Below are 21547 nucleotides of genomic sequence, written 5' to 3' on the forward strand. Positions count from 1 at the left end.
TCCTTTTCGTATGACTTATATGTGACTGTCTGTCAGGAATTCCTGACGCTGTCATAACGCGCGAATGGTGCGGTCATCACGCGTGAGAGTGGAGAAAGGAGCAGGCATGGCCCCACGAAAGCGACGTACCCGGTCCCGTCGGCTGGCCGTCGTCGCGACGGCCGTCGTCGTATCGGCCGCCCTGGCCTCCGGTCCTGGTTTCGCCGCGAGTGCGGGGGTGGTGCAACGCGCCGAACCTCCCGCTCCCGCGTGGTGGGAGAGCGGCCGGTGGCACGACGGGTGGTGGGGGGACGACGGCGACCCGGCCCCCGCCGAGGAGCCGGCCCAGGCCCCCGCGCCCGTAGTACCCGTAGACCCCGTAGTACCTCCGAAGGACCCGGCGACCCCCGCCAAGAAGTACCCCGCCTTCGGCGCCTACCTCGACTACGGCCCCCGGGGCGTGTCCCGGATGGCCGAGCTGAGCCGCTGGCTCGGCGGGTCGGAGCTGAAGGTCGGCCACACCTACCTGCCGGGCGACCGGTGGAGCAACATCGAGGGCGCCCCCGGCTTCCTCGACGTGTGGGCGGACTGGCGGCGCGAGAAGGACGACCGGACGTTCGTCCTCAACGTGCCGATGCTGGAGCGCAACGAGGAGGGCGTCTCCGACCCCGAGGTGCGCAGGCTGCTGCGGCAGGGCGCCGCCGGGCAGTTCGACCACCACTACAAGGCCCTCGCCGAACGCCTCGTCGCCCTGAAGGTGCCGGACACGGTCATCGTGCTCGGCTGGGAGATGAACGGCACGACGTACACCCATCGTTGCGGCCCGGACCCGCAGGCCTGGAAGACGTACTGGAACAGGATCGTCACCACCATGCGTTCGGTGCCGGGCCAGCAGTTCAAGTTCGACTTCACGCCGAGCCGGGGCCGCGACGCCGTTCCGTGGACCGAGTGCTATCCCGGTGACGACACGGTCGACATCGTCGGAATGGACTCGTACGACCAGCCGACCGGCCGGACGTTCGACGAACAGGTGACGGAGCCCTACGGCCTTCAGCAACACGTGGATTTCGCGAAATCCCACAACAAGGCCATCTCCTATCCGGAATGGGGGCTCTTCCGCAACGGCGACAACCCGGAGTACATGCGGCGCATGCTCGCCTGGATGGACGAGCACAAACCGCTGTACAACACCGTCACCGACTACTGCCCGCACGGCGTGTGGCAGTGCGGATCGAACCCGCGCTCCTCCGAGGTCTACCGGTCGATGCTGTCCGGCCGGACGGACGAGCCGGTCACCCCGGTGGAGCCGCCGGTCGTGGTGCCGCCGGTCGACCCGACGCCTCCGGTGGAGCCGGTGCCGGTCCCGTTGCCGCAGCCCCAACCCCAGCCGGAATGCTCGCCGGTTGACCTCGGCAGCTGGGTCGAGCACTGGCTCGGCGGGAAGCTCTGCCTCAAGTTCGACTGGTTCTCCCGCAACCGGTGACCCGGCCGGTGGCGGCGGGCCCGCACGCTCAGGTCCCGCCGCCACCGGACCGCTCCCTGAAGGACTCCCAGCGGTGCAGTAATTCCTTGCCGTGCCGCCGGGCCGCCACGTCGCACAGCGCCGCCGACAGCAGCGGCGCGGTGCGCCGCCGGGCGAGCAACAGCCGCTGGTTGACGACGGGTTCGGGCCGCCAGTGGTGCTTGTACGGCTCGTTCCCGCGCAGCAGGCTCAAGGCTCCCCGGGGCCGCTGGCGGGCGTGCTCGGCGCACGCGTCCAGCAGCATCACCGCGACATCCGCCTTCCGCTCCCGCAGCCGCGGATGCGCCCCGTACAGATAGCCGCCGGCCAACTCCCGGGACAGCAGCGTGAGATCGACGGCCACGACGTCGTCGTCCAGCCGGAACTCGGTCACCACCGCGTCCCCCGACCGCACCATCGGCCCGACCGACCTCACCAGGTGGTCGCAGAACCGCTGTTGCAGGTGCTCGGACGTCACCTTCCGGCCCTGCCACTGGAGTTGGTGCAGGTCGAGCAGGCGCCGCAGCGCCGAGTCCACCTCGTCGGCCGGTACGACGCTGCGCTCCACCCCGAGCGAGGTCAGCTTGCGCAGCTTGGCCCGCACCCGCTGCGCCTTCGCCGAGGGCAGCCGCGCGACCAGCTCCTCCATCGGTACGGCGGGCAGCTCCAGGCACACCGAGTCGCCGACCCGACGCCGAGGGCCCCGCCAGTGCTCGTACACCCGCTCCACGGCACCCCCCGGCCGCACCTCGCGGAAGTCGATCAGCGCGGTCCGCGCCGCCGCCGCGAGACCCTCGGTGAGCGCGGCGACGGCCTCCTCCGCGCGCTCGTCGTCGACCAGGACGTCCCCGTAGTCGGAGATCGCCCCGCCCAGCGGCACCAGCGAGGGGAACGGACTGCGTACGGCCATCAGGGGCGCGGCGGCGACGAGTTGACCGCCCTTGTCGCGCACCAGGAGCAGGCGCAGTCGGCCGCGCCTGCCGTAGGACAGCCACCAGGAGTGCAGCCAGGCGTGGCTCTGGAACGGCGTCGCCGTCCCGCACCGCCCGTACAGATCGGCCCAGTCGGCGGCGAGGGACGCGAACTCGCCCTCGTCCGCGACCAGTTCGGTGTTCATCGCGCGCCGTGGACGTCGGCGGCGAGGGCGGGGCCGGGGACGGAGGTCTTGGCGTCCTCGGCGGTCCGCTTCTCTTCCGGCGCCCGCGTCCCTTCCGAAGTCCGCCTCGCCGCCTTGGAGTTGCGCTTGGGTCGGACCAGCAGCACCAGCCCGCCCAGCAGTCCGCCCGCGCTCGCCCCGACCAGGCCGGTGACCGCCGGGGACTGCGAGGACGGGTCGGTCGGCTTCAACGCCCGCGCGAACTGCTGGAGTTCGACGTTCGTCGTCTTCTCGCTGCCCTTCGCGTGCTGGGTCAGCGCCCGCGACACCGCGTTCGCCATGTCGGCGGCGAGGTCGGCACGCCCCGAGGTCGCGGTGATCGACACCATCGGCGCGTCCGGCGAGGTCGCCGTCTGCACGCTCTTGCGGAGCGTGTCCACCGGCACCCCGGCCCACACCTGGGCGTCGCCGAGCACCGCGAGCTGGGTCGCGACCCGGCCGTACGCCTGCGCGAAGCCCAGCGCGGAGGACGGGTCGGACTTCTCGGCGGGGACGGCGACGACGTACGCGGTCGCCGTGTAGACGGGCGGCTTCAGCACGCCGTACGCGCCGCCCGCCAGGCCCCCGGCGAGGGCGCCGGCGGCGAGCAGGGTCCAGGGCGGGAGTGCCTTGGCGCGGGTGAGGAGGGCTGGGCGGCGGGAGGTGTTCTCGGTCATGTGACGGTGGCTTTCTGGGGTGACGGGACGGAGAGGGTGGTCGTGTAGACGTCCATGAGGCGTGCGGCGCTGCGGGCGATGTCGTAGTGGCGGGCGGCTTCGGGCGGGGTGCGCGGGCCGCAAGTCGGGGGTCTGCGCAGGGAGTTGGCGAACTCCTCCGCGCCGCACGGCACTTGGCGGGCGTCCGGCGCCTGTCCCGGCAGGTCCTCGATCGCCGGGCACGACGCGTACCGCACCGGCAGACCGGCGGCGAGCGCCTCCACGGCCGCCAGGCCGAACGCCTCGTCCGGCGAGGGGGACGCCAGGACGTCCATCGCCGAGGTCAGCGACGGCAGGTCGGGGCCGGGGGAGCCGTCCGGGACGTACGGGCGCTCGCCGGTGAACAACACCCGGTCGGCGACGCCGACTTCGTGCGCGGTCCGCCGTAGGACGCTCTCCTCGGGGCCGCCGCCGACCAGCAACAGCCAGTGGTCCTCGGGGAGTTGGGCGAGGGCCTCGATCAGGACGTCGAAACGTTTCCCGGCGCTCAGGCGGCCGATGCCGCCGATCACGTACGCGTCCTCGGGCAGGCCCAGACGGCGGCGCGTGCGGTGGCGGGCCACCGGGTCGAAGCGGAAACGGTCCAGGTCGATGCCGTTCGGGACGACCTCGATACGCGGCGCGGGCACGCCCCAGCGGCGCAGACGGTCGGCGACCGTGGGGGAGACGGCGACCGTCGAACTCCCCAGCCGCTCGCTCGCCAGGTACAGGGCGCGCACCCCCTGGGTGAGGCTGCGGCCCTCCATCTGCGCGTCGCCCAGGGAGTGTTCGGTCGCGACGATCGCCCGCACCCCCGCGAGGCGCGCCGCGAGACGGCCGTACACGCAGGCGCGGTACAGGTGGGTGTGGACGAGGTCGTAGCCGCCGGACCTGATGTGCCTCACCAGGCGGGGCAGCGCGCCCAGGTCGCGGTTGCCGGACATGCCGAGGTGCGTGACCCGGACCCCGTCCGCGATCAGACCGTCGGCGACCGCGCCCGGGTTGGTGAGCGTCACCACGTCGCACTCGACCGGCAGATGCCGGATCAGCAGCCGGAGTTGCTGCTCGGCGCCGCCCGTGCCCAGGCCCGTGATGATGTGCAGCGCCCTCACCGCAGACCCTCCACCGGACGCCGGCGCAGCCTGTGCAGGCGGTGCTTGAGGAAGAGGCGGGCGGCGGTGTCGTTCTGGCCGATGTGCACGCGGGGGAGGGCGTGGACGCCGTTCAGGGGGCCGGGGTCGATCGCGCAGGCGTAGGCGTAACCGGCGTCGCGCACGGCGGTCATGGCGCGCTCGTCGATCGTGCCGTACGGGTAGCAGAAACCGGTTACGTCGGTTTTCAGGAGATCCTGGAGGAGGGAACGGCTTTCTGCCGTTTCTGCCGCGAGCGTCTCGTCGTCGGCCTTGGTGAGGTCGACGTGGGTAAGGCCGTGGGAACCGATTTCTACGCCTTGTGCCGCCGCCTCGCGGATGCCGTCCGCCGTGAGGAGGGGCTTGCGGGGGCCCAGCGGGTCCCAGGCGTTGTCGCCGCCGAGGCGGCCGGGGAGGACGAAGAGGGTCGCGTTCATGCCGTGCGCGCGCAGGACGGGGAGCGCGGTCTCGACGAAGTCCGTGTAGCCGTCGTCGAAGGTGAGGCCGATCAGGCCCGTACGGTCGGGGGCCGCGAGCAGCTCGGCCATGGAGACGCCCCGCAGGCCGCCGCGCGCGAACCAGGCGAGCTGTGCGGCGAGGCGCTGCGGGGTGACGGTGATGCGGTACGGGTCGTCGGAACAGTCGCCCACCGAGTGGTACATCGCCACCCAGGGAAGGGAGTTGGGTGCCTGGCGTCTGCTTCTGGTCTCAACGGGAACGGACATGGGCTGCCAGCCTTCGGGATGCGGAACGGACGGAGCTGAGGACGGGCTCGACCCCCTGGGCGTCCAGCGCCCAGCAGAGGACGAGGAAGACGGCGGTCACGGTCAGCCCCCCGGCGAACGCCCCCGCGATCGGCCCCCCGGCGACGTGGCCCGCCGCGTACGCGCCGAGGACCGTCGCGACCAGCGCGGCCCGTACCGGCCTGCTCAACTCGTGCAGCACGCCCCGGACATGGACCGGGACACTCTTCGGGCCCAGCCCGGCGAGCAGTACCAGCGCGGTCACCGAGATACCGGCCGCGTTCGCCACGGCGATGCCGGTGACCCCCAGGCTCCCCACGCTCAGCGCGCCGATCCACGACGTCACCACGATCCCCGCGGCCATCGCGCCTACCGGGTACCAACTCGGGCGGCCCGCCGAGAAGTACGAGCGCACGAGGACGCCGGTGAGGGTCTGGCCCAGCAGGCCCAGCGCGTACACCCGCATCACCTTCGCGGTCGCCGCGGTGTCCTCCGGGGTGAACGCGCCCTTCTGGAACAGGAGTTGGATGATCTGCGGGGCGCAGGCGACGATGGCCGCCGTACCGAGGAGGACGACGCACGTCGCCAGCGCGAGGTCGCTCTCCACCCGCTTGCGCGCCCGCTCGGTGTCCCCCTCCGCGAGCGCCCTCGCGACCACCGGGAACGTGACCGTGATCAGCATCATCGACAGCAGCATCGGCATCTGCGCCACCTTCTGGGCGTAGTTGAGATGCGAGATGGCGCCCTCGGGGAGGCGGGAGGCGAGGAACCGCTCGATCAGGACCTGCGACTGCCGGCAGAGCGCGAACAGCAGGACGGTCGCGAGGAGCGCGGTGTTGAGCGCCTGGGGTTCCTGGTTGCCGCGCTTGTCCTGTACGGCGGCTTTGGTGGTCAACTGCTTGAGCAGCGCGGGCAGTTGCACGAGGACCATCAGTACGCCGCCGACCGCGACCCCTGCCGCCGCCGACCGCACCCCCCAGTGCCCGCCCAGCACGAACATCCCCGCGATGATGCCGGTGTTGTACGCGACGTAGATCGCGGCGGGGGCGCCGAACGTGCGGTGCGCCCTCAGCGCGGCGCTGCAATATCCGGCGAGGCCGAAGCTGACGACGCAGGTCGCCGTCAACCGGGTGCAGTCGACGGCGAGTCGGGGGTTCGACAGGCCGGGTGCGAGCGCCTCGACGACTTGGGGTGCCAGCCCGATGACGAGCGCTCCGACGGCCATGAACGCGAGCGCCAGCTTCGGCAGGGTCCCGGCGACCAGCGCCCGTACGGGATCCCCGGAGGCTCCCTGCGCCTTCCTCGCCAGCGCCATGCTGAACGCCGGGATGAGGGCGAACGCCATCCCGTCCTCGATGAGCAGCGTCGCGGCGAACTCCGGGATGGTCCAGGCGACAAGAAACGCGTCGGTCTCCTGCCCGGCCCCGAAGAGCCGGGCGAGGGCCTGATCCCGGACGAGCCCGAGGAGGGACCCGGCGATGGAGAGGGCGGCGGTGAGGACGGCGGCCTTGGCGAGGAACTTGCCGGTGGGGTGGGTGGGTTCAGGGGACGGGTGGGGGGCGTTCTGATCAGGGCGGGACCCGTCGCCCGGGGGATCGGGGAGCGGCCTGTCGGCGAGGGGCGCGGCGGACCTCCGGAGGCGATCGACGCCGGAACCCGCGGCGGTGCCGCGCGCCGACGCGCCGACGCCGTCCCGCCGCGCGCCTTCGGGGACGGCGCAGCCCGGCCCACCGAACTCGCCCCGCAGCCCGGCTTCCGCTCGCGCGGCAGTCGCACCCAGCCGTCCGGTTCCCGAAGAGGTCCCGACTCCTGCCCGTGCACCGGCCCCGCCCAGTGTTTCGGCTGCCAGTGCGGTTCTGGCCTCCGCTTGCGCGGTGGCCTCAGCGGGCGGTTCGGCTTGCGTGGCGGTCTTGGCTTCGGCTCGTGTGGTGTTCCTGTCCAGTGGTCCGGCTTGCGGTGTGGGCTCGGCTGTTGCCCGGGCACTGGCTCCGCCCAGCGTTTCGGCTGCCAGTGCGGCTCTGGCTTCCGCTTGCGCGGTGGCCTCGGCCAGTGCTCCGGCTTCTGGCACGCCCCCGGCCCCTGTCGGTGCGGTGGCCCTGCCCAGTGGTCCGGCCTGTGGCGGGGGCTCGGCTGTTGCCCGGGCACTGGCTCCGCCCAGCGTTTCGGCTGCCAGTGCGGCTCTGGCTTCCGCTTGCGCGGTGGCCTCGGCCAGTGGTCCGGCTTGCGGCACGCCGCCGGCCCCTGTTGGTGCGGTGGCCCCGCCCAGCAGCCCGGCCTGCGGCGTGGGCTCGGCCGCTGCCCGCGCAACCGCCCCCCGCCGCCGTTCCGCCTCCGACGCGGCACCCGCATCCGCTCGCGTCTCCGCGCCGGACGACGCCCGAGCGCCCTCGCGCCCCCCGGTCTCCCGAGACCCGGCATCCGTGTCCAGTGTTCCGGACACCCTCGCGGACGGCCCCGGCGCAACCTCCTGCGCAGGGCCGTCCGTAGAGGGTGTTCGGGAAGCGGGCACCGTCATCGGGCGCTGGCCCCCTCGGACTTGCCGGCCAGCCCCCACCATGCGATCAACCCCACGCAGATCGCCGTAAGCACCGTCGACGGCCCCCCGATGTCCGCGTACATGAAGTCCGTGAGCTGCCACACCGACAGCCCGCAGGCGATCAACGCGCAGTCCAGGGAGCCTTGTTGGCGCTTGTGCTCACGGGCGAGGTTGCGGAGTGCGCAGGTCAGCAGGGCCAGCCAGCCGCCCGCCAGGGCCAGGAGGCCGAGCAGGCCCTGTTCGCTGAGGATCAGCAAGTACATGTTGTGCGGGGACAGCAGGGGTTGTTTCACGTACGCCGAGCCCGCGCCCTCCGTGTCGCTCCCGGAGGACAGCGCCAACGACGCGTGCGCGTCCCGGTGTTCGGGGAACCCCTTCAATCCGACGCCCGTCAGGGGCTGTTCGCGCCACATGCCGATGGCGGCGGCCCACATGGTGTAGCGGTCGGTGACCGACTGGTCCGGGGTGTCGGTGACTTGGGTGATGCTGCTGACGCGCTCCTGGAGCATGGCGGACCCGATACCGAGGCCACCGACGAGGACGACACCGAGGGCCGCGACAACTGCCCCTACTTTCAGGGCCCTTCGCAAGCCCGCCAGCACCAGCTGGACCGAGCACGTCAGCGCCGTGGCGATCCAGGCGCCCCGGCTGAAGGACAGGGCCAGCGGAATGAGCAGCGCGCCCGCGCAGGCCGCCGCGATCATGCGTTCCCGCTGCACCGACCGCCCCAGCGCGAGCCCCACCGAGCAGATCAGCCCGAACGACACGACGGTCGCCATCCCCATGACGTCCTGCGGCCCGAACGTGCCGACCGCCCGGATCTCCTCGCCCTGGTAGGACGCCCCGGTGTGGGTGACGAACTGGTGGACCCCGACGGCCCCTTGCCACCCGGCGAGCCCGACGAAGGACCAGGCGAGGAGCCGGAAGTCACGGGCGTCGCGGATCAGCAGCAGCACGGTGGCCGGCACGAGGACGAAGATCTGGAGGTAGCGCCCGAGCCCGGACATCCCGGCGCTCGCGGAGGACGCGCCGAGCGCCGCCAGCGTGAGCCCCGCGACCGGCATAGCGAAGAGCACGGCGGCACGCCGGGACAGCGGCCGGACCCGCTGCCGCAGCAGCCGTACGACGCAGAAGAGGACGACGAGCGCGGAGAGCGCGTCGGCGGGCCCCGCACCCCCCTCGCCGCCGGGGGCGACGGGCAGGGCGATGAGCGCGATCACGGCGGCGACCGGCAGGACCGGCGACCAGGACCGGGGCGGCGTGAGGGGCAGGGCGAGGGCCATCGGCGTCAGCTCCCGGTCGGACGGACGAAGGCGGCGGCGGTGCGCAGCAGGATGCAGATGTCCTGCCACAGCGACCAGTTGTCGATGTAGGCGTTGTCGAAGCGGGCCCGGTCCTCGATCGAGGTGTCCCCGCGCAGCCCGTTGATCTGGGCGAGCCCGGTGATCCCGACCCGCATCCGGTGCCGGGCCGCGTAACCGGGGTAGGTCTGGCTGAACTGCCCGACGAAAAAGGGCCGTTCGGGACGCGGCCCGACGAGGCTCATGTCCCCGCGCAACACGTTCCACAACTGGAGCAACTCGTCCAGCGAGGTCTGCCGCAAAAACCGGCAGAACGGACTCATCTCCCGCTCCCCGGCGACACTCCACCGCGTCGCGGACTCGTGCTCGTCGGCGGGCCGGTACGTGCGGAACTTCAGCAGCGTGAACGGCCGCCCGTCCTTCCCGATCCGCTCCTGCCGGAACACCACCCCGGGCCCGTCGGTGAACCGCAGCACGACCGCGCACACCAGCAGCAACGGGCTGATCAGCAGCAGCAGCACCCCGGAGACAGCAACATCGAGCAACCGTTTACCGGCGCTTCCCCGCCGCCGCAGCCCGAGGTCCAGCGGCCGACGCGCGTACCCGGCGAGCGGGTCGCGCGAGGCGTACGACGGCGACTCCGCGTCCACCTCCCACACCGCGCACCCGGACTCCGCGAGCGCCCGCAGCAACGGCGCCTGCCTGGCCCGTACGGACGGGTCGACGCACAGGACGTCCCGCACCCCGTTCTGCACGACCGCCATCTGGACGTCCTGACCAGTCGTCAGAACCGGCAACCCGCCGCCCCCGCCGCCCTGTTCGGCGACGATCCCGACCGGCTCCACCCCGCACCGGGGCTGCCGCAGCACGGCGGCGGCGACCTTCTGTGCGGTGGCGACGGGACCCACGACGAGCGCGGCACGCGGACGCCGGGCCAGCAGCCGTCGGCGCCGGTGGTGCACCAGCGACCGCCCGGCGCACGCGGCACTCGCCTGCGCCGCGCACCCGAACCCGAGGGTCCCCCAACTCAGCGCTTCCAGCGGCGAGTTAGCGGCGATCAGGGTGGCGAGCAGCAGCCAGGCGACCGCGATCCGCCCGCAGACGGCGGGGAGTTCGTCCAGCACCCCCGCGACGGGCCGCGCCCGCTGGGGCCGCAGGAGTATCGTCGCCGCCACCAGCGCCCCGACCAGCAACGGACGGCGCTGCGCCTCGGCGAGCGCGGGGACACCGGCGGCCACGGCGGCGAAGTCGGCCAGCAGCAGCGGCAGCGGCGACAGGGGCCGCGCCGAGGGCCGCCGCACCGGGAACCTGAACCCCGTACCGCTGTCGCGGCGCGGGATGACGGAGACGGGCGAACCGGGGGAGGGGACGGTGCTTTCGGCGGTCACGAGGGGATGGACTCCCTGTACTCGGTGGGCTCGACGCGCGGCAACGGCCGCTCGCCGCCCAGGAGTTCGCGGTACAGCTCCGCGACCGTCCCGGCGCTGCGCCGCACGTCGTGTGTGGACAGGACGTGCCGGCGGCCCCGGGAGCCGAGGGACTCGCGCAGCAGGGGGTCGAGCAGCAGGCCGGTGACCGCGCCCGCCAGCGCGGCGGGCTCCCCGGGCGGCACCAGACATCTCTCGGCGAGCGCGGGCGGCAGGCTCTCGCGGGCACCGGCCACATCGGTCACCACCACCGGCCGGCCGCACGCCAGCGCCTCCAGCGGAGCGAGAGCCATGCCCTCCCAGCGAGAGGGCAGGACGACCAGATCGGCGGCCTGGTACCAGGGGACGGTGTCCTCGACGGCACCGGCGAACGTCACCGACTCCGGTGCCTTCAGAGTGAGTTGAGACCGGTCCGGGCCGTCGCCGACCAGCACGAGACGGGCTTGCGGTACCCGCCGGACGACCGACTCCCACGCCGCGAGCAGCACGTCCTGGCCCTTCTGCCGGCACAGCCGCCCCACGCACACCACGAGCGGCGCGGCCGGGTCGGCGTCCGGGAGGAGGGCGGCGCGGACGGTGTCCACGGACGCGGGGTGGAAGCGGCCGGTGTCGATGCCGTTGGGGATCACCTGATACCGCCCGGCGATCCCGGCGCGCTCACCCGCCGCCCGCTCGCCCTCGCTCACGCACACCAGCCGGTGCGCCCAACGTGCCCCGAACCGCTCCCAGTTGAGGGCGAGCGCGGCCATGGCCCCGTCGACGGCCTCGAACGACCAGGCGTGCGGCTGGAACACCGTCGGCACCCGCCCCCGCACCGCGAGCCGCCCGGCGATACCGGCCTTCGCGGAGTGCGCGTGCACCAACTGGGGCCGTACGTCCCGCAGTACCCCCCCGAGCCGCCGCACCTCGGAGGCCAGCGAGGGTCCGGGAGCGCGGGCCGCCTCCCAGCGGCGTACGACGGCCCCCAGCGCGGCCAGGTCGGCGGCGAGGGGGCTGTCGGGGAGGGCGACCGTGACGTGGCACCCGGCGGCGAGCTGAAGGGCCGTCAGATCCGTGACGACGCGGGCGACTCCGCCGTCCACGGGCTGGGTGACGTGCAGGACCCGGGGACCGGCTTCGGGTACCGACTGGTGCATGGCGCGGTTTCCTCGCTCACGGACGACGCTCGGGACGGGCGGGAACGCGCCTGACTACTGCCGGGCGTCGACGGCGACGAAGATCGCACCGGCCCACGCCGCGTCCCGGGAGGAAACGAGACGGAAGGCCGCCTGGTCACCACCGCGCCGCAAACCCTCGCTCAGATCGAACACGTCGGAGTCGTAGCCGAGGGTGGCGGCGTACGCCGGTTCACGCGCCGCCGGAGCCTCCCCCGGCTCGCTGATCGTGGAGTTCAGTACGTCGCCGGCCGGATTGACGGCGTTTCCGAGCGGGGTTTCGCGGCCCTTCCCCGTCGAAAACATGAGCGAGTCACCCGTTCGGCCGGGGGCGCCGTCGTACGCCACGAGCCCGGCGTACCCACCCGCGTGCGCCGCCAGCGCGCGCCCCTTGAGTGTCACTTCGTGCCCCCGCTTTCCGTTCAGGGTGTCGAAGCCGTCCCAGAGGGAGAGGTGCCGGAGGGGTTCGTTCCGATTGTCGTACGCCACGACGAGCGTCCACCCGCCCCAGGCGCCGGCCGCCGACTTGCCCATCGCCACGTTGACTTGTGCGACCGTGTACAGCCCCTCGCCGCTCTCCCGGACCAGCTTCGTGACGTCCGCGGAGGCCTGGAAGGCGTCGGCGCCGCCCGCGACCCGGTGGCCCGTGACCGTGTCGGCGAGGAGCGCCTTGTAGGAGCCGCCGGGCTCGGCGATCAGGACGCGGCCGTTGTCCTTCGGGGGCTTCTGCTCGCCGACGCGCAGGTTGCCGCCCCAGTAGAGGCGGGCGTACGTGACGCGCGAGCCCTCCGGGAGGCGGACCTCGGCGCGGGAGGAGTTGTAGGTGTTCGGGTCGTCGTCGACGTCGACGTAGAACATGTCGAAGTCGCTGTTGGCGGCGGCGAGTTGGGCGTCACGGGCCTCGGCGCAGCCGGGGGTCTTCGCGCGGCAGCTGATCGAGGTGTTCGCGGCGCGGACGATGCCGCCGTGCTGGGTGGCGCGGTAGCGCTCGGCGAAGGGGAGGGCGGGGGCCTCGGCGGCGGCCGGCGCGGGCGGCGTCGGCGGGGCTGCGAGCGCCGAGTGGGAGGTCCAGAAGGTGGCGAGGGCGAGGACGCCCACCGTCGCGCGGCGCAGCAGCGGAGCCGTGGGAGTGCGCATGACCGGCATGGCCCTTTCGGGGAACCTGCGGGGTGATTCCGCAGTGCGATTTGCTGGCTTATAGGGGTGCGTCGGATGGGCCGCAACTCTAGACCGTATTCGGACTAATACGGTGATACCGGTCAAGTGTGTCGGAAAGGTGAAAGTCGGACCGGCTGCACATCACCCCATTGGCCGCACAACCCTCCGGGGTGTCGCGCGTTGACACAGCGCCGGGCATCCCCGCCCGGATGTTCGTGTCAAAACCCCCCAAGGAGCACCTCTCCATGTCGCGTATCGCGAAGGGCCTGGCCCTCACCACCGTTGCCGCAGCGGCCGTCGCCGGCGCCTCCGGCATCGCCGCCGCCGACAGTGGCGCGCAGGGTGTCGCCGAGCACTCCCCGGGCGTGCTGTCGGGCAATGTCCTCCAGGTCCCCGTGCACGTTCCGGTCAACGTCTGCGGCAACTCCGTCGACGTCATCGGCCTGCTGAACCCGGCCTTCGGCAACACCTGCGTCAACGACTGACGCGCCTCTTCGCCGGACGGCCGCTCCCCAGCCAGGGGGGCGGCCGTTTCGCGTGCCGCTACCCCGAATGGGCGGTCGTCCGCGCGACACGGCGTACGGCGCTTGACGACCCGTCCGACCTGGGGCGATGCGGTTGTGTAAACGGTTGCAGCACGTGATTGACCTGTTGCGGTGAGTGGGTGTCACTCGCACGGTGGGCTCAAGACCTGACGCAATCGAAAGGAATTCTCATGCGTGGTCTGCCCGTACGGCGTCTCGCGTCCACCGCCCTGTGCGCCTCCCTCGTCCTCGGCGTCGCCGCCCCCACCGCGTTCGCGGCGGACGGCCTCGCCCCTGAGCGCACCGCGGCGTCCAAGGCGCCTCTTCCCAACGCCGACGCGCTGCTCGCCCAGACCAAGAGCCTCGGTGACCTCGGTTCCCTGCTCGCCCCGATCACCGACCTCATCAACGCCGTACTCGCGGCCCCCGACGGCCAGTTGACGCCGGACAAGGCCGCAGCTCTGTCCGACGCGATCAAGGCGGCGGTCGCGAAGATCACCGCGGCGGCGCCCGCCACCCCGGCCGCACCGGCGCTGCCCGCGACCCCGGCGGTGCCTCCCGCACCGGACCCGGCGGCACTTCCGGCGACCCCCGCCCTGCCCGCGACCCCGGCGCTCCCGGCGACACCGGCCCTCCCCGCGGCCCCCGCGCTTCCGGCCACCCCGACGCTGCCGCTGCCGGCCGCGAAGTCGGGCGCCGAGGCCGGGGAACTCGCCGCGGACGGCGAACGTTCAGTGAGTGACGACGGCAAGTCCGGCGCGCGAGGCGAGAGAAAGGCCGCCGACCTCCAGGGTGACGCGCTCACCGCGCTGCAGGGCGCCGTCGCGAAGCTGCTCGCCGCGGTGACGTCCGGTGACGTGGCCGGCGTCGTCCCCGCGGCGACCGGCACGCTGCTGGGGCTGGTGAACCTCGTCGCGGCGACCCTGCTCGGCGGTGGCCTCCCCGCGCCGAGCCTGGCGGGACTGCCGCCGCTCCCGGCGCTGCCGGCGGCGCCCGCCCTGCCGGTCGACCCGGCGGCGGCCGTCCCCGCTGTCCCCGCCGCGCCCGCCCTGCCCGCGACCCCGGCTCTCCCGCCGGCCCCCGCGCTCCCGGCGACGCCACCGCTTCCCGTAGCCGCGCCGGCGCTGCCGCTGCCGTAAGCACCGATACGGCGCTACGACCGCCGTAATCCGAAAAAGGTTTCCGCACCCCGGCCGACGGCGCTTTGGTCGCTCCTCCTTTGTGAACTCGCCCTGTGCGAGCCGTATTTGAGGAGTTCCACAATCGCCGGTGATTTCCCGCCCGCCAGGCGGGAATCCGGCCGGGGTGCAGAAATTTTCTGCGTCCGGGGTTTCCGGCGCGCGAGGCAGTCGTTAGGCACGGCGTCGTGTTGTGACGACCCCCTCTCAGCCGCCGATGAAAGGAACCCGATGAAGTCGCTCAAGGCTGCCGCCGTCGTCGCCGGAAGCATTGCCCTCGCCGGCGCCGCCGCGCCCGCGTTCGCGCACAGCACCGCCGACCTCACGCCCACCAGCCTCACCGGCGCGGTGAACACGCTCACCTCGGGGAACCTCACCGCGAAGGACGTGATGCCGCTCCAGCACCAGTCCGACGCGCTCAACACCGAGAACGCGGACTCCCCGCTCAACACCATCAAGGGCGCGACCGGTGCGCTCAACCAGCACAACCCGTTGCTGGGCGGGCTGCCGCTCCAGGGCTGAGCGCCGTACCGAAGGCCGGTCCCGTCACCCACGGGACCGGCCTCGCGCGTCGACCTGGAACCCCGCCCGTCCCTCGTACGGGTGGCGCGCCCACCGTGCGTCCTCCGCTCGGGTGAGGACGCGGTCTGACGGGGCGTCGGCCGCCGCTATGGTCGCGCGGTGACCTCAACTAGCGAAACCCGCCCCTTCCGTGTCGCCGACCTCGGCACCCTGGTCGTGATGCCGTGGAGCGGCGAGGCCCCCGACGGCAGTGACATGCCCTACCTGCTCGCCTACTCCCTCGGTGACGCGGCCGACGGGCCCGAGGTGACCGCGAACGCCATCGAGCGGCTCCTGACCGACAACGGTCTGCCCGTCGGCGGCGACCTCGTCGACGGGACCGAGCGGCCGAGCCTGCCGGTCAGCCTGCTGGTCGAGTCCGGCCAGGCGGTGCTGAACATGCCGAGCCTCAACGCGCAGTGCGTGCCGCCGCCGGAGTGGCTGGCCGCCGTCGAGCACCGGGGGTACGCCTACCTCGTGTTCACCACCCGCCCCTGGCCCGAGGCCGAGCCGGGCAAGCCCGTCGAACTGGAGGCGCTGGCCGCGTTCGCCGGAGCCGACGAGACGCTGAACGCGGCGGCCCACATCGTGCTGCCGGCGCGCAGCTTGCGATAGCGCTTTCACGCTTTTTCGGAGCGGTCGGGGTGTCACCCATGCGAGTGACACCTCGTCCGCTTTAGTCGTTCGATTCCCGCGTCCGGGGGAATTGTGAACCGGCTTCGTTTCCCGGGTGTCCGCCCCGCTCGTTACCCCGTACGCAGAGCGCGTCCCCCGACATCCGAAAGGCCCGTACCCGAGATGAAGTCCACCACCCGAGGAACCCTCGCCGCCGTGCTGCTGGCCGCCGCCGGTGCCGCTGTCGCGACCCCCGCCGTCGCGGCCGAGACGGTCCCCGTGCCCGTCCCGCTGGAGGGCGCCGAGACGGCGCTGGGCATGGAACTGCCGAAGCTCGGCGGCGAGCTCCCGCTCCCGATGCCGGGCGCCCCCGACGGCCCCCGGTACGTCGAGGGCAGCCTCGTCCCCGACCGCGCGCTCCCCCAGCTCCCGGTCGGCGCGGGCCTGCCGGGCCTCGGACTGCGTACGCCGCTCCCGCGCGTCCTCGGCGACGAGTTCGACCACGTCGGCGTGGACGCCCCCGCGAACGACGTTCGCGCGCTCGGCCCCGGCGCGACCCTCGACCTCCCCCTCACCCCGCCGAACCCCGACAACTTCGGCCTCCCGGACCCGAAGCTGCCCGCGGCCGGCATCGTCACGCCCGTGCTCCAGGCCGTCCCGGCGGCCGACCTGGGCCTGGGAGAGGGCCTGTAGCAACCGGTTGCACAACTTTCCTGCGGCGGCCCGGGGCGGTGGACGGCCCCGGGCCGCCGTACGCCGTGACTCCCCGACCCCCTTCGCGGTTACCGCTGTGACAACGGAAACCGGAGGAGGAGTCGAGCATGGCGGTCGTCGGTGTGGGCAGGGGTTCGGTGGCGGTGGCGAGACCCGGGCGGCGGGCGCTGCTGCGGGGGCTGATCGGGGTGGGTGCGGTCGCCGCCGTCACCCCGCTGCTCGTCGCCTCGCGGGGGTTCAGGAACGTGGACCCCGGGCCGGGGTTCGACGAGATGTACCGGGGGCGGCACCTCCAGGGCATGCCGGCGAAGACCGGCCGCTCGGGCGAGGGTTCGTGGCAAGTCACCGTCGACGGACGGCCGTTGCACCTCATGCGCCGCGCCGACGGCACCTGGCTGAGCATGATCGACCACTACCGCTCGTACGACACCCCGCTGGAGGCCGCGCGCGCCGCCGTCGACGAACTCAGCCCAGGGGAACAGCTCAAGGAGGTGGGGGGACACCATGGCCTACACGCGTAAAGACGTCAGCACCCTCACGGCGGCCGAGCGAAAACGCTTCGTGAAGGCGCTCCTGGAGGTCAAACGCCGGGGGGAGTACGACGAGTTCGTGCGCATGCACATCGATTTCTACGTCTCCGACGGCGAAGAGGGCCTGCGTACGGCCCACATGGCGCCCTCCTTCCTGCCCTGGCACCGGCGCTTCCTGCTGGAGCTGGAGCGGGCGTTGCGCAAGGTCGACGACTCGGTGACCGTGCCGTACTGGGACTGGACGCGCGACCGCACCGCCAAGTCGGCGCCCTGGACGGCGGATCTGCTCGGCGGCAACGGCCGCCCCGGCGACCGGCAGGTGACGACAGGGCCGTTCGCGTACGGGTCGGGCAACTGGACGCTCCACGAGAACATCACCGACGAGGACTTCCTCACGCGCGACCTCGGGCGGGCCCGCGACCCGATCGAGCTGCCCACGAAGGACGAGCTGGAGTGGGCGATGTCGGACCCTGTCTACGACACCGCGCCCTGGGACTCGACGGTCACCAAGGGGTTCCGCAACAAGCTGGAGGGGTGGGGGACCGGGCGGGGCAGCGTCTCGTGGCGCAACCACAACCGCGTGCACCGCTGGGTCGGCGGGGTGATGCTGGGCGGCGCCTCCGTCAACGACCCGGTGTTCTGGCTGCACCACGCCTTCATCGACCTGCTCTGGTACCGCTGGCAGAAACGCCACGCGCAGCACCGCTATCTCCCGGCGAAACAGCCGGAGTCGGGGGACCAGCGGGGGCGGATCGTGGCCCGGGGCGAGAAGTTGCCGCCGTGGGACATGACGCCGGACCAGTTGGAGGACGTCAGCCGCATCTACCGCTACGCGTAAGGGAGTTGAGGACACGGGAAAACCCCGGCGCTCGGAGGAGCCGGGGTTCTCTCGCGCAGGTACGGAAGGTGACGGAGCGTCAGCCGCCGTAGCCGCCGCCGTAGCCACCACCGTGCTTCGGGCCGCCGTGGCCGTCGTTCACGCAGGTGTTGCCGAAGGCCGGGTTCAGCAGACCGATCACGTTCACGGTGTTGCCGCACAGGTTCACCGGGACGTTGACGGGGACCTGGACCACGTTGCCGGACAGGACGCCGGGCGAGCCGACAGCCGCGCCCTGCGCGTCCGCGTCCGCCATGGCCAGACCGGCGCCGCCGATGATCACCGCGGACGTGCTGAGCACTACGGCCGCGGTCTTCGCGATGCGAGACATCACGTTCTCCTCACTGACTCGGTACGTACGACGGCAAGGGTTCGCCGACCGCACTCCCCGTTAACGTCAGCGGCGCGAACGGGTCACGGCGCGTCCGGGTGGATCACCCGAGTGACGAACTGTGCCAGGGTCCCGATCGACTCCAGGCTGTCCAGGCCGATGTCCAGATCGGCCACGTCCACGCCGTACCGCTTCTTGACCGCGGCGAGCAGGGCGACGCCGGCCAGCGAGGTCAACGCGATCTGGGGGCCGAAGAGTTCGGTGTCGGCGGGGAGGGCGGCGAGGTAGTCGGGGTCGAGGCGGGTGGCCTCGGCGACCAGGGCGCGGATCTCGCGCTCGACGTCGGTGCCGGGGGAGGTGCCGGGGGCGGTGTCGGTCATGGTGCGGAGGTCTCTGTCTCGGAGGGCGCGGTCTCGGGGGTCGCGGTTTCGGGGGGCTGCGTGAGGTGGAGGTAGGCGGGGGGCTGGGGGAGGTCGCCGGTGAGGGAGCGGGTGAGTACGGGGGTGGCCTGCTCGGCGGAGTTTGCCGCAAGCGGTTGCTCCCCGCTTTCCGTCCTGCGCAGCCCCGCCTGCCGCAGCAGGATCCGCATCTCCAGGTTCGCGTCCGTCGGGCGCAGGGTCACGGAAAAGTTGTGTACGCCGTTTCCGCGCGCTTTCTCCATCAGCCGGATCAGGAACGCCGCCGCCGCGCCCCGGCCCGCGACCCGGCAGGACAGCGCGAGGAGGGGGACCGACCAGGTGTCCGGCACCGAGTGGTCGACGAGGGCGGCGCCGATGATGCCGTAGTCGCCGAAGCGGTCGGACATGCGGGCGGTGTGGAGCGTGTTCCGGGGGGCGGCGACCAGTTCGCCGAGCTGCTGCGGGGAGAGGCCCGAGGAGTTCAACCGGTGGGTGCGGGCGGCGAGTTCGAGGGCGCGGGGGATGTCGTCCGGGGCGGCCGGGCCGATCGTGAGGCGCATGTCGCACCAGGCGAGGAACTCCTCGCGGGTGCCCTCGAAGCGGTCGCCCTCCGCGCGGCGGACCGCCTCCGTGCGGTAGCGGTCGACGCGGGAACGGGACTCCGGGGTGACCTCCTTGCCCTCCAACTCCGCTAGCAGGAGGGGGAGTTCCTCGGGGGCGAGGGTGGTGACGCCGGGCAACAGGGCCTCGACCTCGGCGCGTTCGTACGGGGAGTCGTCGACGAGGAGCAACGAGTCGGTGGCGATGCCGAGTTCCTCGGAGATCCGGCGCAGGGCGACGCTCTTGTCCTGCCAGGAGACCTGGGGGGACAGGAAGCGGGCGTGCACCTCCGGGAGCTTCTGCGCGAGGCGGTCCAGGACCGTCGGCGCGCTGCGGGACGCGATGCTGCTGAGGACGCCGTGGGCCGTGAGGGCGTCGATCGCGGCGAGCATCTCCGGGCGGGGCGTGGGGAGTTCGTCCGTCGGGGTCTCGACCGCGACCTCGTCCCACAGGGTGCCGTCGAGGTCCCAGACGACGCACTTGACGTGGCCGTACGTGGTCACCGGGCGGCCTCTGCGGCTGCGCCGTCGCCCGCCGGGCCCGTCGGGAACTTGAGCTTCATCGTCAGGCTCGTCGGGTCGAAGCCGAACTGGCGGTAGAGCGTGCGCATCGGGAGGTTGCCGACGTGGACCCGGCCGGTGACCTCCTTGATGCCGTTCGCCAGACAGAACTCCAGGCCCGCGGTGAGGAGGAGTTCGGCGACGTCCGCCCGGTTGTCGAGCGGGGAGACCGCCAGGGAGCGGAAGTTGGCGTAGCGGTCGCCGGTCATCGCGTTCGTGTTGATGCTGATCCAGCACCAGCCGACGGGGGCGCCGTCCGGGGCCGCCGCGATGATCATGCCCTCGCGGTTCTTCTCCATCGCCCTGCCGAGGCGGACCGACCAGACCGCCGGGTCGTCGATGGCGTCCTCGCCGAAGGAGACGCGGGCGATCTCGGCCTCGAACTCGCCGATCGCGGGGAGGTCGGGTTCGGCGGCCTGGCGGGTGAGGTAGGGGGCGGCGCGGTGGGTGAGGGCGGTGCGGGCTTCGGGGGTGGGGGAGTTGGCGGGGGGTGCCGGGGGTGCCGCGAGAGGTGTGGGCGCCGTCGGTGTCGCCGGTGCCGTCGGCGTTTCAGCAACCGTTTGCTGCTGTTGCTGCCCGGTGGCCTCCGAGGCGGGGGGCGCCGGGATCGGCGTAGGTGTCTGCGGCGTCTCCGGTACCAACTGCCCCGGCCGGAAAGGGCCCTTGCCGCAGTTCGGGCAGCCCTCTGCGCGCAGGGCGCCGACCGAGGCCCACTTCGCGCCGGGGCCGACCTCGACCACCGTGCCGCAGGACATGCACTCGTAGCGCCGGGCGCGGGTGCGCTTGTCGCCGGTGTAGAGGGGGCCGGTGAAGTCGCCGGTGTGCGTCGGGGCCGTCGTACTCGTCGTCAGGAGGTGCTGGAAGAAGCCGACTCCGCCGAGGATGCCGCTGCCCTCGTACTCGTTGAAGTTGCGGATGTGGCCGTGGGTGACCAGGCCCAGGTCCATGATCTCCCGCTGGACGGCGAGCATCTGGTCCGGGCTCTTGCCGCCGAAGGAGAAGAAGACGCTGTGCGCGGCGCCGGGGCGCAGGCCCTCGACCGCGCGGGAGAGGAAGAGGCGCGCGCCCTCCGGGGTGTACGGCGGGTCGGTCATCGCCACGTCGAACCGGTCCCTCAGCTGTTCGGGGAGCGGCTCGCGCAGGTCGTGTTCGACCGTCTCGACGCGCGTGCCGAGTGTGCCGGCGACCTCCTGGATGTACCCGAGGATCTCGGCGGAGATGTCGACGACGGTCACCCGCTCGACGATCGGCGTGCCCAGGACGTCCCCGACGACCGCGACGGCGAGGGAGACCAGGTCGTCGTCCCCGATCAGCAGCAGCGAGCCGCCCGGCAGGACGCCGGCGGTGAGCAGGGCGAGGACGCGGCGGACCTTCGTCTCGGGCGTGCAGTGCGACTGGTCGATCGCGAGGTCGGCGGCGGGGCCGTCGGCCATCAGCGCGGTCAGGCGCCGTACGGCCTCGTCGAGCACGTCCGGGATGACCAGCTCGCGGCCGTCGCACGTCGTGCACGTGGCGTCCAGCGCGAGGTCCATGCCCAGCTCGCCCAGGAGCGCGCGGCCGGCCGGGGTCAGGCGGGAGGGGCGCTCCTTGGTGACCAGGTCGCGGCGGCGCAGTTCGTTGCCGACGGCCGCGACGATCGGGACCGGCAGGCTCGTCGCCCGGCTCAGCTCCTTCGTCGACGCCGGTTCCAGGCGGCGCAGCGCCCGCAGCACCGAGCGGATGCCGGGCGGGCCTTCCTGGAGCCGGACCGCTGCGGCGACTTCGCTGAGCACTCGATCGGCGGCCGTACTCACCAGGGGTCTCCAGGGCGGGGGAGGGTTTCGGACAGGGCGGCATCCAGTGTAGGGGACGGGGGTTCGGCGTATGCGCGGGAATATCGGGGGTATTCACTCCGGGAATT

21 protein-coding genes are annotated in these 21547 nt (G+C 72.6%); 8 read left to right on the plus strand and 13 right to left on the minus strand.

Annotated features, from left to right (window positions below):
• The first annotated feature begins 106 nt into the window (after positions 1-106).
• Positions 107-1462 (plus strand): glycoside hydrolase family 26 protein, encoded by a 1356-nt coding sequence (locus tag J8M50_RS09580; protein ID WP_010355673.1) that lies wholly within the window; start codon positions 107-109, stop codon positions 1460-1462.
• Positions 1463-1490: 28 nt separating this feature from the next.
• On the opposite strand, the gene J8M50_RS09585 is transcribed toward J8M50_RS09580, so the two are convergent.
• The 9 genes from J8M50_RS09585 to J8M50_RS09625 form a co-directional block, all read right to left on the minus strand.
• On the minus strand, positions 1491-2597 hold the full coding sequence (locus J8M50_RS09585; RefSeq protein WP_010355675.1) for a GNAT family N-acetyltransferase: 1107 nt from the start codon (positions 2595-2597) through the stop codon (positions 1491-1493).
• Complete coding sequence (locus tag J8M50_RS09590) at positions 2594-3292, minus strand: YveK family protein (protein WP_010355677.1); 699 nt, start codon at positions 3290-3292, stop codon at positions 2594-2596. The genes J8M50_RS09585 and J8M50_RS09590 overlap by 4 nt, the downstream gene beginning before the upstream one ends.
• Positions 3289-4422, minus strand: a complete 1134-nt coding sequence (locus J8M50_RS09595) for a glycosyltransferase (RefSeq protein WP_010355678.1) — start codon at positions 4420-4422, stop codon at positions 3289-3291. The genes J8M50_RS09590 and J8M50_RS09595 overlap by 4 nt, the downstream gene beginning before the upstream one ends.
• Entirely contained in the window at positions 4419-5165 is a 747-nt protein-coding gene (locus J8M50_RS09600; protein WP_029184126.1) for a polysaccharide deacetylase family protein, read from the minus strand. The genes J8M50_RS09595 and J8M50_RS09600 overlap by 4 nt, the downstream gene beginning before the upstream one ends.
• Positions 5149-7251 (minus strand): murein biosynthesis integral membrane protein MurJ, encoded by a 2103-nt coding sequence (gene murJ / locus J8M50_RS09605; protein ID WP_010355681.1) that lies wholly within the window; start codon positions 7249-7251, stop codon positions 5149-5151. The genes J8M50_RS09600 and murJ overlap by 17 nt, the downstream gene beginning before the upstream one ends.
• 443 nt (positions 7252-7694) lie before the next feature.
• On the minus strand, positions 7695-9002 hold the full coding sequence (locus J8M50_RS09610; RefSeq protein ID WP_010355682.1) for an O-antigen ligase family protein: 1308 nt from the start codon (positions 9000-9002) through the stop codon (positions 7695-7697).
• Between the two features lie 5 nt (positions 9003-9007).
• On the minus strand, positions 9008-10408 hold the full coding sequence (locus J8M50_RS09615; protein WP_010355683.1) for an exopolysaccharide biosynthesis polyprenyl glycosylphosphotransferase: 1401 nt from the start codon (positions 10406-10408) through the stop codon (positions 9008-9010).
• Entirely contained in the window at positions 10405-11583 is a 1179-nt protein-coding gene (locus J8M50_RS09620; RefSeq protein ID WP_010355684.1) for a glycosyltransferase family 4 protein, read from the minus strand. Before J8M50_RS09620 ends, J8M50_RS09615 begins: the two co-directional genes overlap by 4 nt.
• A 54-nt stretch (positions 11584-11637) precedes the next feature.
• A complete protein-coding gene (locus tag J8M50_RS09625) occupies positions 11638-12738 on the minus strand; it encodes a DUF3344 domain-containing protein (RefSeq protein ID WP_029184127.1) in 1101 nt (366 codons plus the stop codon).
• A gap of 266 nt (positions 12739-13004) precedes the next feature.
• Between J8M50_RS09625 and J8M50_RS09630 the strand changes: the two genes are divergently transcribed.
• The 7 genes from J8M50_RS09630 to J8M50_RS09660 all read left to right on the plus strand — a co-directional run bounded on the left by J8M50_RS09630 (position 13005) and on the right by J8M50_RS09660 (position 17719).
• A complete protein-coding gene (locus J8M50_RS09630) occupies positions 13005-13244 on the plus strand; it encodes a chaplin (RefSeq protein WP_010355688.1) in 240 nt (79 codons plus the stop codon).
• Positions 13245-13474: 230 nt separating this feature from the next.
• The gene (locus J8M50_RS09635) at positions 13475-14422 is read left to right on the plus strand and encodes a hypothetical protein (RefSeq protein ID WP_063870991.1); all 948 of its coding nucleotides are present in this window, start codon (positions 13475-13477) and stop codon (positions 14420-14422) included.
• Positions 14423-14692: 270 nt separating this feature from the next.
• Entirely contained in the window at positions 14693-14983 is a 291-nt protein-coding gene (locus tag J8M50_RS09640; protein ID WP_010358350.1) for a hypothetical protein, read from the plus strand.
• 159 nt (positions 14984-15142) lie between these two features.
• The gene (locus J8M50_RS09645) at positions 15143-15637 is read left to right on the plus strand and encodes a DUF5949 family protein (RefSeq protein ID WP_010358349.1); all 495 of its coding nucleotides are present in this window, start codon (positions 15143-15145) and stop codon (positions 15635-15637) included.
• 183 nt (positions 15638-15820) lie between these two features.
• Positions 15821-16330, plus strand: coding sequence for a hypothetical protein (locus J8M50_RS09650; protein WP_010358348.1), 510 nt, complete (start codon positions 15821-15823; stop codon positions 16328-16330).
• 128 nt (positions 16331-16458) lie between these two features.
• A complete protein-coding gene (locus J8M50_RS09655; RefSeq protein WP_010358346.1) occupies positions 16459-16872 on the plus strand; it encodes a tyrosinase family oxidase copper chaperone in 414 nt (137 codons plus the stop codon).
• Entirely contained in the window at positions 16856-17719 is an 864-nt protein-coding gene (locus tag J8M50_RS09660) for a tyrosinase family protein (protein WP_010358344.1), read from the plus strand. Before J8M50_RS09655 ends, J8M50_RS09660 begins: the two co-directional genes overlap by 17 nt.
• A 79-nt stretch (positions 17720-17798) precedes the next feature.
• Here the strand turns inward: J8M50_RS09660 and J8M50_RS09665 are convergent, their stop codons facing one another.
• From J8M50_RS09665 to J8M50_RS09680, 4 genes are all read right to left on the minus strand, one after another.
• Positions 17799-18089, minus strand: a complete 291-nt coding sequence (locus tag J8M50_RS09665) for a chaplin (RefSeq protein WP_010358343.1) — start codon at positions 18087-18089, stop codon at positions 17799-17801.
• An 83-nt stretch (positions 18090-18172) separates the two neighbouring features.
• Entirely contained in the window at positions 18173-18469 is a 297-nt protein-coding gene (locus tag J8M50_RS09670) for an acyl carrier protein (RefSeq protein WP_010358341.1), read from the minus strand.
• On the minus strand, positions 18466-19590 hold the full coding sequence (locus J8M50_RS09675; RefSeq protein ID WP_010358340.1) for an HAD-IIIC family phosphatase: 1125 nt from the start codon (positions 19588-19590) through the stop codon (positions 18466-18468). Before J8M50_RS09675 ends, J8M50_RS09670 begins: the two co-directional genes overlap by 4 nt.
• A complete protein-coding gene (locus tag J8M50_RS09680; protein ID WP_010358339.1) occupies positions 19587-21440 on the minus strand; it encodes a GNAT family N-acetyltransferase in 1854 nt (617 codons plus the stop codon). The genes J8M50_RS09675 and J8M50_RS09680 overlap by 4 nt, the downstream gene beginning before the upstream one ends.
• Between the last annotated feature and the right edge of the window lie 107 nt (positions 21441-21547).

Source organism: Streptomyces acidiscabies, assembly GCF_020010905.1.
GTDB lineage: Bacteria > Actinomycetota > Actinomycetes > Streptomycetales > Streptomycetaceae > Streptomyces > Streptomyces acidiscabies.